Annotated in this window: 14 protein-coding genes; all 14 read right to left on the reverse strand. The window is 36.2% G+C overall.

Translation table 11 applies throughout. From position 1 onward, the window contains the following. Positions 1–37 precede the first annotated feature (37 nt). The 14 genes from dnaI to icd all read right to left on the reverse strand — a co-directional run bounded on the left by dnaI (position 38) and on the right by icd (position 16021). Positions 38–964: a primosomal protein DnaI gene (gene dnaI / locus JUJ52_RS09305; protein WP_026681405.1), complete on the reverse strand. Its 927-nt coding sequence runs from the start codon at positions 962–964 to the stop codon at positions 38–40. 21 nt (positions 965–985) lie between these two features. Next, positions 986–2329, reverse strand: a complete 1344-nt coding sequence (locus tag JUJ52_RS09310) for a replication initiation and membrane attachment family protein (RefSeq protein ID WP_226983526.1) — start codon at positions 2327–2329, stop codon at positions 986–988. A gap of 32 nt (positions 2330–2361) precedes the next feature. Continuing rightward, positions 2362–2823: a transcriptional regulator NrdR gene (gene nrdR / locus JUJ52_RS09315; RefSeq protein WP_026681407.1), complete on the reverse strand. Its 462-nt coding sequence runs from the start codon at positions 2821–2823 to the stop codon at positions 2362–2364. A gap of 24 nt (positions 2824–2847) precedes the next feature. Beyond that, positions 2848–3246 carry a hypothetical protein gene (locus JUJ52_RS09320; RefSeq protein WP_026681408.1) on the reverse strand — a complete coding sequence of 133 codons (399 nt, stop codon included), beginning with the start codon at positions 3244–3246 and terminating at the stop codon, positions 2848–2850. A gap of 376 nt (positions 3247–3622) precedes the next feature. Continuing rightward, positions 3623–4003, reverse strand: coding sequence for an adenosylmethionine decarboxylase (gene speD, locus JUJ52_RS09325; RefSeq protein WP_026681409.1), 381 nt, complete (start codon positions 4001–4003; stop codon positions 3623–3625). Between the two features lie 203 nt (positions 4004–4206). Continuing rightward, entirely contained in the window at positions 4207–5238 is a 1032-nt protein-coding gene (locus JUJ52_RS09330; protein ID WP_026681410.1) for a glyceraldehyde-3-phosphate dehydrogenase, read from the reverse strand. Between the two features lie 593 nt (positions 5239–5831). Further along, positions 5832–6431, reverse strand: coding sequence for a dephospho-CoA kinase (gene coaE, locus JUJ52_RS09335; RefSeq protein ID WP_166530171.1), 600 nt, complete (start codon positions 6429–6431; stop codon positions 5832–5834). Positions 6432–6435: 4 nt separating this feature from the next. Further along, positions 6436–7269, reverse strand: a complete 834-nt coding sequence (gene mutM, locus JUJ52_RS09340; protein ID WP_205388700.1) for a DNA-formamidopyrimidine glycosylase — start codon at positions 7267–7269, stop codon at positions 6436–6438. 12 nt (positions 7270–7281) lie between these two features. Continuing rightward, the gene (polA, locus tag JUJ52_RS09345) at positions 7282–9921 is read right to left on the reverse strand and encodes a DNA polymerase I (protein ID WP_166530179.1); all 2640 of its coding nucleotides are present in this window, start codon (positions 9919–9921) and stop codon (positions 7282–7284) included. Positions 9922–10637: 716 nt separating this feature from the next. Further along, a complete protein-coding gene (gene pnpS / locus JUJ52_RS09350; RefSeq protein ID WP_121605474.1) occupies positions 10638–12017 on the reverse strand; it encodes a two-component system histidine kinase PnpS in 1380 nt (459 codons plus the stop codon). Then, the gene (locus JUJ52_RS09355; RefSeq protein ID WP_026681415.1) at positions 12017–12709 is read right to left on the reverse strand and encodes a response regulator transcription factor; all 693 of its coding nucleotides are present in this window, start codon (positions 12707–12709) and stop codon (positions 12017–12019) included. The genes pnpS and JUJ52_RS09355 overlap by 1 nt, the downstream gene beginning before the upstream one ends. A gap of 165 nt (positions 12710–12874) precedes the next feature. Then, entirely contained in the window at positions 12875–13351 is a 477-nt protein-coding gene (locus tag JUJ52_RS09360; RefSeq protein WP_121605475.1) for a MaoC/PaaZ C-terminal domain-containing protein, read from the reverse strand. 439 nt (positions 13352–13790) lie between these two features. Next, on the reverse strand, positions 13791–14729 hold the full coding sequence (mdh, locus tag JUJ52_RS09365) for a malate dehydrogenase (RefSeq protein WP_026681417.1): 939 nt from the start codon (positions 14727–14729) through the stop codon (positions 13791–13793). A 20-nt stretch (positions 14730–14749) separates the two neighbouring features. Then, positions 14750–16021, reverse strand: coding sequence for an NADP-dependent isocitrate dehydrogenase (gene icd, locus JUJ52_RS09370; protein ID WP_026681418.1), 1272 nt, complete (start codon positions 16019–16021; stop codon positions 14750–14752). Between the last annotated feature and the right edge of the window lie 134 nt (positions 16022–16155).

The following is a 16155-nucleotide window of genomic DNA, read 5'->3' on the forward strand; positions in this document are numbered from 1 at the left end:
AAAAAAGAGCTTGAATTTTTTCAAGCTCTTTACTAGATTATTGTCTTCTATTTTCGGAATTTATATGGACTTCTTTACTAACTTGTTTCATTCTTTCAATAATACGACCAGCTTTGACTTGCTCTACACCACTTTTCGTTTGAGCAAGGTGATCTTCCAGCTGCCCCATACTATAATTGGAAGTGAAAAAAACTGGGAGTCCTTCCATCATTCGATATTGTAGCAACGAACCGAGAATCTCATCTCGAAACCAGGAAGATTGCATTTCCGCGCCAATATCATCAAGCATTAAAACATCTGCTTTTTTGAAGTAATCCAATTTTTTATTAACGGTATCGTCTTTCATCGAGGATTTTATCTCGCGTACAAACTCTGGCATATAAATGAGTGTAGAGGAAATATGAAGTTCTTTTAATTTATTAGCCAATGCTCCTAAAAAATATGTTTTTCCTACTCCAAACGGGCCATAAAAGTAAATACCTTTTTCAGGTATTCCAGATTTTGCTTCTTCAACAAATTGCAACAAGTCTCGGACTGCCTTACTACGTTTTGGATCTGTATCGATATCATCAATAGCTGCTTCTAAGATTTGCTTAGGCATGTATAAGCTTTGCACTAACTTTTGTTGCTCTTGTTGTCTCTCATGATCTATACGAAGATGGCATTTTTCATAAGATAAATGTATCTCTTTTCCCTCTACATATAGATTTGGAGAATATCCCTGAAGCATATTTTTACATTCAGCGAAGCAAGTACAATTATCACACTGTTTTGATTGTGACTTGTATTCATATAGTTTCATTAAGTTTTTATCAATTTCAGACTGTGGTAATTGAGGATGCTGAGATAGAAATACCGATATTTCAGGGTCACTTAAAATTTCATGCTTAATTTTTGTATAGTTTTCTTGAAAATTATTATTTCCCCTCATCCACTTTTTTAGTGAAGATTGTACTGGCTTCATTTCAATCATCCTTAATCATGCTTATTTATTGTTACTAGAATATTGCCTTAGCAATTCCTCTAATTCACGCTGTTCCTTCGCTTCGTCGATTTCCTCTTCTTTGGTAGCAGTCGCCTGTAGTTGTTTTTTCTTTTGCTCTTTAAACCAGTCTGGAATAACCTCTTTTTTGTTTCTTACACCATAACCACTATTGGTTTTTTTAACTTTTTGGTAGCTATCTTTTTCTTTCTTTGCAAATGCCATAGCCTCTTTTGCAGTTTGTAAATTCGCTCTTGACCAATGACTGGCAATTTTTTCTACATATGCTTTAGATAATTTCATATTGGATTGCAGCAAAACGTAATGAATTAACACATTCATAACTGGTGATGGCAGACCTTGTGACGTCATAATATCACGAATCAATCGCAAATCTTGCTCTGAAGCATGGTTCCCGCTAGATAAATCTTCTAGCAATTGTCTAGGAGAAATGGTTTCTAATTGCTCAATTAATTGCTCCTCTTTAGTGAGTGGCTGTTTGGATTTTGAAGTAGCGTTTTTCATTTGACTTGTTTTAGCTGAAAGTCTTATATTATTCCCTCTATACTTTTGCTTAAATACATCGTGACACGCCGCTTTAAACTCTTCTGTATTTAAACAATTTTCCTCCGTTAAAGCCCATAATACCGATTTTTCAATATCATGGGACTCTAAATTATACAGAAACATCATTTGCGAAATGAGTTTTCGATTTTGAGTAGTAAGTACTTTTCTTATAGGTATCATACGCTGTTTTAAAGCATGCTCCATCCACGAAAAATCTACATCCAGCATATCCAATTCAGCTTCTTCCACATCCATATTTTCTTGCTGGTACGATGGTGTTACCGTTTCAAAGACATCCTGGAACGTAGCTGTAATGTTTACACCAAAGGACTCGTTTGGTGATGGAGTGAAATGCTGCTTTAAAAATTGAAATTTATCATTACCTATATGATGATACAGCAGCTGTGAAAGCATTGGATCTTTAAAAAAATGCGCTGGTGAAAATAACTGTTGTAATTCATACGTAAAAACATTATTCGACCCTTCCGATCTTTTAAATGTTTTTAACATTCCAATTGCTTCTAGTTTTAATCTGGCGCTATAGATCTCATCTAATGGTAAATTTAAATAATTCATCAATGTATGGTGTGTTTGGGGTTCTGATTTATTAAGCTGTAATTCGATTTCATGAAGAAGTGTTTGATATAATGTGACCGCTTGAATTCCAATTAACGGTTGGTACAAATGCGTTAGGGATTTAGCATAATCTACCGGTAGTGTTTCTTTAAGTACAACATAATATCCTTCAACAGGTAAAATCTTTCCTATCCTGTTCACCATTGCTCTAATCCTTTCATTTAAGCATATAATGTTTATTTATTCTCTGTATTAATTAAGTCTTTTAATTCATCAAGAAAAACGCTAATATCTTTAAATTGACGGTACACAGAAGCAAAACGAACATAAGCTACTTCATCCACTTTTGAAAGTCGATCCATAACCCTTTCGCCTACCTCTTTACTATCAATTTCTGATACTCCTTCATTACGCAGTTCTTTTTCTACCTCAACTGCAATTTCCTCTATTTTTTCTAGTGGAACCGGTCGTTTTTCACAAGCTCTGATTAAGCCTCGTATTAATTTCTCACGATTGAATTCTTGGCGCACTCCATCCTTCTTTACAACAATTAAGGGAACATCTTCAATTCGTTCAAATGTTGTAAATCGAAAGCCACACTGCTCACATTCCCTACGTCTACGGATGGATTGTCCTTCTTCAATTGGTCTCGAATCTAGTACCTTTGTGCTTTTGTTATGGCAATTTGAACACCTCATACCGTTCAACCCCACTCCTCATGTCTACCTATGCATGTCTTGTTTTGTAATGATTGGTAACTCTTTACTTATTTCGTTATAAAGTCGCTGTATTACCTTTGTACTATAGCCAAAATCAAATGGTAAAATCGATTCCGTAGTTACGGAAAAATCTATTGCAGTTTGATAGGGACGTACCATTATAATAGTTGCAATGATAAATGCCTTTTTTCCCTTTTTTATATTTACACTGATTTCACCATGTTCTTTCGATATTGAATGTAGTTGATACGTATCAGAACGTCTGAACATATCTTCTAGCGTACCCATTCCTTTATCTCTGGTTGTTTTATAATAATGTGTTTGGAGTGAGGTATCCCAATGGTTATCTCTAGTTTCAGCATGGTTGCTAAAAAATTTGGCCATCGTATTTCGTAACGACATTCTCAACACCCCAATTGCGTATATTTTTCATATGTATAGTATTACTATATTAACATGTTTTGCTTAAAACCTCTAACAGAAATAATTCGCTGTTAACTTCATAGTTTCAGAGAACAAAAGCCCAAGCGCTCGATTAGAAACGTAGTGACTGGAGCGAGGCAACGGAGATAAAGGTATTACGGTGAGCTTGCGAGCCGATGATAACTTAGATTAGGGTGATTCGTGGAGTCGCCTCGTTTCTGGAGCTGGACGTAGCTCAACACGCGCCTATTTATCCACACGACTAATTTTATAATTTCTTAGACAGTAAAAAAGGTCGATATTCTGCTGCAAGTTCCACAGACCATCGACCTTTTTGTACTTATTGAACTATTCATTAAGCCTTTTTACGACTTTCCTTTATATTAACAGAACCTAGCCCTCGTGGTATTTCAACTTTTTCAAAACGCTTTGCCTCAAGTGCATTTGCAATATACTGAGCCGCTATATTCGGATCGATAACCTCCCCGCATGTGTATACATCTATACTCGCATACCCATGTTCAGGAAAGCTATGAATCGTTAAATGCGATTCTGAAATAATGACTACACCGCTCACGCCATGTGGGGCAAATTTGTGAAAAGCAACCTCACGAATCTCAGCTCCTGCTTTTAAAGCAGCATCCACAAAAATTCGTTCGATTAAACGCATATCATTTAATTTATTAACATTGCACTGCCAAAGTTCCGCAATAACGTGCCTTCCCATTGTATCCATGTATTTATCCCCCTCATGGTATTGTTTCTTGAAGCCCTACTTTCTGCCACGGGGGAAAGTTAGTCCGATGAGGTCCTAACCCTTTAAGCAGAAAAACAAATTAATCAAGAATACAACGAAAAGTATAACCTGTTTCACAGACATTTGCAATATTTTTCACATTGCTTAGACAGTACATGTATATGCACTAATGAACATTCCAGTTAGCTAATTTGCGCTTGTTTTTGATAAAGGTAACTTCCAACATACTTTGTTAAATCGATCACTCGTTTGGAGTAACCCCACTCATTATCATACCAAGCAAGAACCTTTACTTTATGATTATCCATTACCATCGTAGATAAACCATCAACAACTGCTGAAAAATCAGTTGTAGTATAATCAATTGAAACCAATGGTTCTTCACTATAGCTAACTATACCTTTAAAATCTGTTTCTTGAGCTTGTTTAAAAATATGATTAACCTCTTCAACCGAAATGGAATTCTTTACATCGACAACCAAATCAACTAGGGATACATTAGGTGTTGGTACACGTAATGCCATTCCATGTAATCTTCCGTTTAAGTGTGGGATTACTTCTCCTAGTGCCTTCGCAGCACCAGTAGACGTAGGAATAATAGATTGTGTGCAACCCCGAGCTCGTCTAAGATCCTTGTGCGGGTTATCTATATTCTTTTGATCATTTGTAAATGCATGCACTGTGGTCATTAATCCATTTTCAATTGAAAAATGGTCGTCAATTATTTTGACAATCGGTGCTAAACAGTTTGTTGTACATGATGCATTTGATATTACATCATCCTTTTCTGGATTATATACTCCTTCGTTTACTCCCATAACAATAGTTTGATCAACTTCCTTACCAGGTGCAGTAATCACTACTTTTTTCGCTCCAGCACGAATGTGCCCTCCTGCACTTTCTTTCGTTTTAAATTTTCCTGTTGCTTCAATAACAATATCGATATTTAACTCATCCCACGGTAAATTTTCAGGAACACGAGAATTTACAAGTTTAATTTTCTTATCACTAATCATAATTCCTTCATTAACCGCTTTCACTTCTTTATCAAAAATACCGTGAACACTATCGTATTTAATAAGATGCGCCAGTGTCTCTGCAGGATAACTTGCATTTATAGCAACAACTTCAAGTTGTTCATCCAAAATCGCTTGACGAAATACCATTCGTCCGATTCGTCCAAATCCATTTATAGCAACACGAGTTTTATTCATACAAAGTCCTCCCACTATAAGTTATACTTTTTCTCTTTATTTATTAATTAGTATAACACATTAGGAGGTATATGTGTGTTTTATTTTAGATTTATCCAGATATTTTAGTTTTCAAACAATTAACCAAAGGTATTAATGTGTTTGAGATTAAAAAAGAGCAAGAACAAACGTATGTAATATTGTGAAATTTAAATCAGTTGGGGTAAGCAATACCTCAACTGATTGTTAGTGGAACCAATCGGACATTTACTGGCAGTCGATCCATATTGGGTTCACTTTATTGCTTAAAGTGGGGATCTTACTGCCAGTAAATACGAGATCCATTTATAAGCCAAACAACATAATACCGACCCTCGGAAGTTAGATTTTTCACTCTAACTTCACGGGGTCGGTATCAATCCGTTCGACTTTAGTTATGAAATGATGATTAGCTCCATTTAGTAATGGAAAATATCTAGACGACTCCTTGAGGGAAAAGGGCACGGTAAGATCTATACTGAATGAGAAGTATTTACGCTACATTACTCAAGCACTTCTCTCATACTACACAAATCGGTTATAATTTTTTTAGAAATGTAGGGTTTCTTTACAAGTTAACGAATTCCCCAAGTACGTAAGATTTCCTCCAGTTGTTCATAAGAAGCATGTTTTGTTCCATTGTTATCAATAACAGCATCTGCCATAGCAGCTTTTTCTTTAACAGGTATTTGTGAAGCGATCCGCTGCTTGGCTTCTTTCTCAGAATAACCATTTCGCTTCATCAGTCTTTCGATTTGCACATGCTCATCAACATAGACAACAATTGTTTTATCAACTAGATAGGCTAGTTTGCTTTCAAATAGTAGTGGAATATCTAGAACGACACACGCTGCTCCCGCTTTTACATAACCTTCTTTTCGCATTAGCATTTTTTCTCTTACGGCCGGATGAACGATATCGTTTAATTGCTTTCGCTTCGCTTCATCTGCAAAAATAATTTCGCCTAATTTTTCACGATTGAGCGTTTTATCCTCTCGTAATACCTGTTTGCCAAAGGCTTCAATGATTTGATCGTAAGCTATCTCTCCCGGATTAACCACTTCTCTTGAGATTTTGTCGGCGTCGACAACTGGTATGTTATGATCGTCAAACATAAGGGATACGGTACTTTTACCACTAGCAATACTTCCGGTTAATCCAATAATTAGTGCCATGTCCTCACCTCTTTAGTAGTTGGCAGGTTGTACAGATATGAGTGCCTCGTCCACCTATCTTCATTTTAATAATTTGTTTACCACATTTTTTACATGCCTTATCCTCTTGTCCATAAACGAATAACTCTTGTTGAAACATCCCCATTTCTCCTTGACCATTTACATAAGAACGTATCGTTGTCCCACCCTGTTTTACTGCTTCCTGAATGGTTACAATTGCCTGTTTGCGAACTTCTGTAATTTCTTTATGCGTTAGCTTATTAGCTTGCCGCAATGGGTGAACTCCTGCACGAAATAATGTTTCATCAACATAAATATTTCCCAATCCAGCGACAATTCCCTGATCAAGTAAGGCCGATTTAATAACTCGTTCTGTTTTTTTTAAATTATTTATAAAGTAATCCGTTGTAAATGCAGGATCAAAAGGATCTGGCCCTAATAAGTTTAATGGTTTACTTTTCATTTCTTCCCCTTTTTTGAAAAGGTGCATTGTTCCAAACTTACGAACATCATTATACCGAAGCTCTTCCCCATTCGTAAAAGAAAAAATAATATGGGTATGTTTCTTTAGTGGTTCAGACGACTTCGTAACACGATATTTACCTTCCATCCGTAAATGTGAAACTAATACGTAATCATCTAATTGGAATAATAGAAACTTTCCTTTCCGCAAAATATCATGTATTGTCTGTCCAACAAGTTCCATTTTAAATTGTTCCAAGTCATCAGGCCGTTTTATTATTTTTCCCCAATGAACATCAACATGATCGATTGTTTTATTTAAAACGAACTGTTTTAACGTTTTTCTAATCGTTTCAACTTCTGGTAATTCAGGCATCTTATTATCTCCTTATTTTGCATCAAACCAGCTATCACCAAAGGCATAATCAACCTTTAATGGAACCATTAATTCTACAGTGTTTTCCATCATAGCTGGGACTATTTCTTTTAGTTTTTCTATTTCTGATTTTGGTGCTTCTAAAATGAGTTCATCATGAACTTGAAGCAGCATACGTGCCTGTAGTTTTTCATCTTTTAGCTTTCCATGCAGGTCGATCATCGCTTTTTTTATAATATCAGCAGCACTTCCTTGAATCGGCGTATTCATGGCAGTCCTTTCGGCAAAGCTCCGCAAATTAAAATTCCTACTTGTGATTTCTGGTAAATACCTTCTCCGATTCATCAATGTACTTACGAAGCCTTTGTGCTTCGCTTCTTGTACGATTTCATCCATATATGTTTTAACACCCGGATAGCTCTCGAAGTATCGCTCAATGAATTGCTTAGCTTCCTTCCTTGTAATTCCAAGGTTTTGAGAGAGTCCATAATCACTAATTCCATAAACAATACCAAAGTTTACAGCTTTTGCTTGACGGCGCATATTAGCAGTTACTTCGTCTTTATCAACATGGAATACATCCATCGCTGTTTGTGTGTGGATATCTGAGTCATTTTTAAAAGCAGCAATCAATTTTTCATCTTTAGCAATATGTGCTAATACCCGTAATTCTATCTGTGAGTAATCAGCTGCAAACATAACCCAATCCTCATTTGCAGGTATAAATGCATGACGTATTTTTCTACCTTCCTCTAAACGAATAGGTATGTTTTGCAGATTTGGATCAATGGAGCTTAACCTGCCAGTTTGCGTTAACGCCTGGTTAAATCGGGTATGGATTTTATTAGACTGTTTATTTACTACTTTTAATAAACCTTCAATATACGTAGATTGTAACTTTCCAAGCTGACGATATAACAACAGCTTTGGAATTATTTCGTGCTCACCTTGCAGCTGCTCTAAAACATCAGCAGCAGTAGAATAACCTGTCTTCGTTTTTTTTATAACAGGAAGCTTTAGCTTTTCAAATAGGATAGGGCCTAGCTGTTTGGGAGAATTTAAATTAAATGACTCGCCTGCCAATTCATGCACTTCTCGCTCAAGATCCGCTAATCGCTCTTTTAAATCAGTACGCATTTCTTCCAAACGATCCGCGTCCACTAAAACTCCGGTATGCTCCATTTCTCCTAAAATTAATGCTAATGGCATCTCAAGCTCTTTAAACAGCTCATATTGTTCGTTATCTTTTAGTTGTTGTTGCATCGTATCTCTTAAGCTAAACAATATGTTGGCTTTTCGAGCTACATGCTCCGCTAAAATATCCAATTCCGGTACCTTTTGTTTAGCACCCTTACCATACACTTCTTCATCAAATAGACAATCAGCCTGTCCCAGTCGGTTCGCTATCGCGGGAATATCGTGATTATTCTCAGATGGATTCAGTAAATACGATGCTAGTAGCATATCAAAGATTATGCCTTTTGTATGAATGTCATACCTCAGCAAAGAAACCAGTGTTTTTTTCGCATCAAATACGACCTTATGTTTACTCGCATCCTCCAACCAATTTTTAAATGCTTCAGAATTCAAGGCATTTTCAGTGGATATAAAGTAGGCATTGTCCTTATTGACTATACCAAACCCTTCAATTGCTGACTGATGGTAGTTTTCTCCTAGCATCTCTATAATCAATGCCTCTTCACCTGTAAACGTATCATTAGTAACGTTTGATAGAATAGTGTAATCTATTTCTTTCTTTGGAACATGATTACTTCCTACTTCTACTTCTCCTCCGTCAATTCGATTTAGTAGGGATTGAAAGCCTAGTTGCTTAAAAATATTAGTTACATTGTTTTGCTGATAGCCTTTGTAAGGAATATCATCTGTAGAAATAGTTATAGGCGAATCTTGATTTATTGTTACTAGCTCTTTACTCATAAATGCGTCATCTTTATGCGTAATGAGCTTTTCTTTTAATTTCTTACCACCAATATCATCAATATTTTCGTAGACTTGTTCTAAGGTATGAAATTGTTTTAAAAGTTTTACTGCAGTCTTTTCTCCAACACCAGGAACACCGGGTATATTATCCGATTTATCACCCATTAATGCCTTTAAATCGATAATCTGATCTTGGGTGATTTCCATTTTCTCTTTTAAAAATTGAGGTGTATATCGTTCAACATCACTAATTCCCTTTTTCGTCAAACTAACAGTAACCTTGTCGGAAACAAGCTGTAACAAATCCTTATCACCAGAAATGACCGTTACATTCCATTCATCTGGTGTTACAAGCTTCGATAACGTTCCGATGATGTCATCCGCTTCATAATTCTCCAGTTGGTAATGGGCAATTTCAAATGCGTCCAATACTTCCTTAAGTAATGGAAATTGTTCCGATAACTCCGGTGGTGTTTTTTGGCGTCCCCCTTTATATTCTTTATATGTAGCATGTCTAAAGGTTGTTTTACCTGCATCAAATGCTACTAACATATGTGTTGGCTTTTCTTCTTCTAGTATTCTTAACAGCATTGTGGTAAACCCATATACAGCGTTCGTGTAAACACCTTTATCATTATTTAATAATGGCAACGCAAAGAATGCTCGATAGATAATACTGTTCCCGTCAATTAAAACCAGTTTATTGCCCATCTTCTCGCCTCCGTTAATTTCTTCATTAACCATATTTTATCATCCTAGCTTCATAAAGTGAAACGACATTCTCTATGTAAGCATATAACAGAAAAGATTACTGCCTTCCTTATCATTTTGTTCTTTCTTACTATGATGTGACTTCTTTCTAAACAGCTGCTAAAAAAGAAGAAGATGGGACAAAACAAAACTTCATTACTCAAATACGAATAATCATGTTATCAATGGGAGCATCACCGACGCATCATGAAAATATACTCGCTTTCCGCAGGAACGGCCTTAGCTAACTTGGTAAAGAAAAACACGTTACCAAGTGGAGCTTCGAACTCGTGCTGTTCCTGCTAGATAAGGAAGGCTTCGGCAGCGATACATCGGCGCAGAAAAACGTTCTTCTTTTGAAGGAGCATTGCATTTTCAGGTGCTTCATTAATTATTCTAAGAACAAAAGCGCAAGCACCCGATTAGAAACGTAGCGAATGATGCGAGTCAACGGAGATAAAAGAATCACGGTGTGCTTGCGAGCCGAATTAGATTAGGGCGATTCGTGAAGTCGCCTTGTTTCTGGGTGCTGGAGCTGGGCGCGGCTCAACACGCCCCTATTTATCCACATCGGCACATTTTATACTTTCCTAGACCACCAAAAAACGAACGATAATTAGTTTTAACTAATTATCGTTCGCTTTTTATTGTTTATTCATTACTTTTGTCGTATGCTGTTAGTCATCTATTCTCACCTTTGGTAAATACACAGTTACAGCTGTCCCTTGCCCAGGTTCGCTTTCTATTTGTATGTCTCCGTCATGAACCTCAACAATATGTTTAACGATGGCGAGGCCAAGCCCTGTACCACCTGTATTTCTACTCCGTGCTTTATCTACCCGGTAAAAACGCTCGAAGATACGAGGAAGTGCATCTTTTTCAATCCCAATTCCAGAATCTTTCACTTGAATACTAACGGTGTCATCACTTCGCTTTACTTCCAAGTTAACTCTACCTTTTTCGGGGGTATAATTAATAGCATTATCTAATAAGTTAATCATAATTTGTTTTATTTTTTCCATATCTGCAGTTAATTCTAACCCCTCTTCTACATCAACAGAAAATGATAGGTCCTTTTTTTTCATCTTATGTTCTACAATTAGCTTAACTTCTCGAACGAGCTCCTTCACATTAAATGTCGTTAAAACCAATTGAAAATTTTCTTTCTCCAGCCTCGAAAGTATTAGTAAATCCTCTATTAACAGCTGGAGGCGATGACTTTCTTTATAAATAATTTCTAGAAATTCCTTGTTATCTTCTGAATGTGGCATGGAGTTATCCAAAAGCGTTTCAGCGAATCCTTTAATAGAAGTAATCGGCGTTTTTAACTCATGGGATACATTTGCTACAAAATCCTTACGCATTAATTCAAGCTTCTTCATTTCTGTAATATCGTATAAAACTAACACAGCTCCTTTTAGCATATTTCGATCATTAAAAATAGGAGCACCAACGATTTCAATATAAAACTTATCAATTCCTTTAAAATGCGTGAATTCCTCTTTTACATTTCGTTCGTATAAGAAGGTTTTTTGGACTGTTTCATGGATAATTTCATTGTCCAACACATCATAATATAAATAACCTTGATAATCCTTTGCGGTTAATCCGAATAACGAAATAAATTTACCGTTAACGAAATGGATGTAGCCTTTTGAATCAATTAAAACGAGCCCACTTTGTGTATTTTCTATAATCGTAGACAGCTGTTCAGACTGCATTTGTTCTTGAATAGATAATTCGCTTAAGTTCCGCGCTAACGAATTGATCTTATTACTTAACATACCAATACTGTCTCCACTTGGGTGATGAAATCTAGCACGGTAATTACCTTTAACAATCTCATCCACAGTCTTCGTTGCTTTTTTAATTGGTTTTATAAATCTTTCATGAAAATGAAGTAAAAACAGTAATAATATTATAAATTGAATGAATAACACTGCAGTTAGCGTAACATAGTTTCCTAGTAATACGCTTAATAAAATTCCTGTTATCGCAACAACCATAAAGATTCCGATAACATAACCAAAAATTGGCTTCCTAAATAAAAATTGCATTAACTAGGGTCCTCCATTTTATACCCCAGACCCCTTACCGTTTTAATATAAACAGGTTTTTTAGAATCTGGTTCTATTTTATCGCGAAGATGAGAAACATGAACATCCACAATTCGCGTATCACCAACAAAATCATAATCCCAAACACCGCTAAGCAGTTGATCTCTAGAGATGACTTTCCCTTTATTTTTCGCCAGATAGTAAAGGAGTTCAAACTCCTTTCGCGTAAATGTAATTACTTTATCATTCATTTCTGCCTCGTATCTCTCAGGATAGACTGTCAAATCTCCAATTTGTATATAAGAAAAATTTGATTTCTCTACTTTATTCGATCTTCTTAATATCGCTTTTATTCGTGCTATTACTTCCTTCGGACTAAAAGGCTTTGTTAAGTAATCATCAGCGCCAAGCTCAAGTCCGAGCACCTTATCAAACTCTTCATCCTTTGCAGTTAACATTAAGATTGGTGTATCTATTTTATTGTTACGCAAATACCTACAAACTTCCATTCCATCCATTTCAGGAAGCATAAGGTCTAGAACAATTAAATCATAATCATTTCCTTCAGCTTTCTTTACAGCCTCTGCTCCATCATAGGCAACATCGGTAATAAAGCCTGCTTTTCCAATATTAAAGTTTAGTAATGTAACAATCGACTTTTCATCATCGACAATTAAGATTTTCTCGTTCATGTACAGTCCCCGTTTCTGTTCGCAAGTAGAATATTTGGTACACCTTTCATCTTACAATGAATAGTAGTTAATGTGAACAAGTTAGGAGTTTGTAAATTATTTTTTACAAAATCAAAAAGAAATACTACCCCTCTTTAGAATAGTATTTCCTAACATTAGAAATTATTAAAAAAAGTTTTCTAATGATTTTGCAGTCAATGAATTAGGTTTACAAGCTGGACTTACATACAGCTTACCGCGAACGACAATCTCATTTTCATGATTCGTTCCAGTCACACTCATAGCAACTTGCTTGTTCTGGTAATCGATTGCAATTACTTCTAACGTAAAAGCTACTGTTGTACTATGGTAAACTGGAGCAGGAAAAGTCATTTCATGTTGTGTAATGTGGCTACCAGGTCCCGGAAGAGACATAGATACTAATGATGAGACCATGCCAAATAACATAACAGATGGTACAATCGGCTTTTCATAAGCAGTTAATGATGCATAATCATGTTGAAGATACAAAGGGTTTGCATCACCTGTTAAACCTAAATATAATAATAAGTCCCTATCATCCATTTTTTTCGTTTCTGAGTAAGTATCTCCCACTTGAATTTCATTTAATTCTTTTCCTAATGGTCGTTTCTTACCTAGCATAACTACACCCCCGTAATGTAAGCGCTTTCTATTATAACAAAAACTCAGCTATATTACCACTTTTTACAGATAAAACGAGCGAAGAGCCATTAAGAAACATAGCTAAACAGAGTAATATCTAAAGCCGAAATAATCCTTATTCAATCATCGCATCGCAAACGGAAGTATGGGGCAGCGGGGTCTAGCTACGTGACTAAGCAAAATTATTGTAGTTGCATAAACCTGCAAATTCGTGCTGTTTTCCGCAATTCGTAGGTCGGCTCGGATTTGATTAACGGACCATTGTATCCATGCTTTGGCAGTAATCATCACTATGTCGAAAAAGAGGAATAATAAAACACCCTCCAAGTGTCAGATTGTATTTTTTAATCTGTCTACTTAGAGGGAGCATTCAGTATAACTTCGTATCCTAAGATTGTGCTCTTTATATATACAATAATTAATCTAATATGTTTAAAACATTTTTAACAGAGTCAGCTGATTTATCTAAAGCTGCTTTCTCTTCATCTGTTAAGTCTAACTCAATGATCTCTTCAATTCCTTTTCCGCCTAGCACAGTAGGAACCCCTAGGTAAATATCAGAATAGCCGTATTCACCTTCTAAATATGCAATTGCTGGAAGAACGCGACGCTGATCCTTCAGAATAGCCTCGGCCATAACTGTTAATGATGCAGCAGGAGCATAATAGGCACTTCCATTCCCTAATAGACCGACAATTTCTCCCCCGCCTTTACGTGTACGTTCCACAATTGCATCTAAGCGATCCTTCGAAATTAGCTTTTCTAATGGAATTCCACCTGCATAGGAATAACGAATTAATGGCACCATGTCATCACCGTGTCCACCTAACACAAATCCAGTAACATCTTTAACCGATAAATTAAGTTCTTGGGCAACAAATGTACGGAACCTTGCTGTATCAAGTACACCAGACTGACCAATAACACGTTCTTTTGGAAGACCAGATTCTTTGAAAATTGTATAAGTCATAGCATCAACAGGATTTGTTAACACTACAATATACGTTTCAGGCGAATAGTTAACAACTTCTTTTGCAACGGATTTCATGATTTTAGCATTTGTATTAACTAAATCATCACGGCTCATACCTGGTTTTCGAGCAATTCCAGCTGTAATGATTACCAGGTCAGAGTCTTTTGTATCTTCATAATTTGATGTTCCACTAATGGAAGCATCAAAGCCCTGTACAGGACTAGCTTCTAGCATATCAAGGGCTTTTCCTTTTGTTGGGTCTTCCATGTTTGGAATATCAACAAGGACTATATCTCCTAGTTCTTTTTGAGCTAGCATTAAAGCAGTAGTTGCCCCTGTAAAGCCTGAGCCAATTACAGATATCTTACTTCTCTTTATAGCCATTTAAAAATCCCCTTTGTGTATTAATCCATGTTTTTAATAAGTTCGTTACCAAATTCTGAACATTTAACCTCTGTTGCACCATCCATCAAGCGAGCGAAATCATAGGTTACCACTTTAGAAGCAATTGTTTTATCCATTGCATTTGTAATAAGATCAGCTGCTTCTCTCCATCCTAAATGCTCTAACATAAGAACAGCTGATAAAATAACAGATGACGGATTTACTTTATCTAACCCTGCATATTTAGGAGCTGTACCATGAGTAGCTTCAAAAATAGCATGACCTGTATCGTAATTAATATTAGCGCCTGGTGCTATACCAATTCCACCTACTTGTGCAGCAAGTGCATCTGAAATGTAGTCCCCATTTAAGTTCATTGTCGCTACAACATCAAACTCATTTGGACGAGTAAGAATTTGTTGTAGGAAAATATCAGCGATTGCATCTTTAACTAAAATTTTACCAGCTGCTAATGCATCATCTTGCGCTTTGTTAGCTACATCTTTTCCTTCTTTTTCAACAATACGATCATACTCTGCCCATGTAAATACTTTATCACCAAACTCTTCTTCTGCTACTTCATAGCCCCAAGCTTTAAATGCACCTTCTGTAAACTTCATGATGTTACCTTTATGTACTAAAGTAACACTTTTACGCCCTTCATTTAATGCGTATTGAATACTTGAGCGTACAAGTCGTTTTGTACCTTCTTCAGAAACTGGTTTTACTCCAATACCAGAAGTTTCCGGGAATCGGATATTAGAAACGTTCATTTCATTTTTTAGAAACTTAATCACTTTCTTAACTTCATCCGAGCCTTTTTGCCATTCAATTCCAGCGTAGATGTCCTCCGTATTTTCACGGAAAATTACCATGTCCACATCTTCTGGACGTTTAACTGGTGACGGAACACCTTCAAAATAACGAACTGGGCGTAAGCAAGTAAATAGATCTAATTCTTGACGAAGCGCTACATTAAGAGAACGAATTCCTCCACCAATCGGTGTTGTAAGCGGACCTTTAATCGCAATCTTATATTCATTAATTTTATCAAGTGTATCCTTTGGTAACCACTCACCTGTTTTGTCATAGGCTTTTTGACCAGCATAAACTTCTAACCATTCAATTTTTTTCGTTCCATTGTAAGCTTTCTCAACCGCAGCTTCAATTACTTTACTAGCAGCAGCCCAAATATCCGGACCAGTACCATCCCCTTCAATAAACGGTACAATCGGTGTATCTGGAACATTCATTTTTCCATTTTCTACAATAATTTTTTCCCCTTGTGTCATAGCAATCGTTACCTCCTATAATTCATTCTGCATCTATAGTTTAGCAAAGATTTACTTATGTGAAAATCTTTGCTTGCTACCAAACTAGTAGTGATGTTGTTTCTTTCCCCTCATAACGGCATAAAGATTACGCT

It is taken from the genome of Virgibacillus sp. AGTR, assembly GCF_016919725.2.
GTDB lineage: Bacteria > Bacillota > Bacilli > Bacillales > Amphibacillaceae > Virgibacillus > Virgibacillus salarius.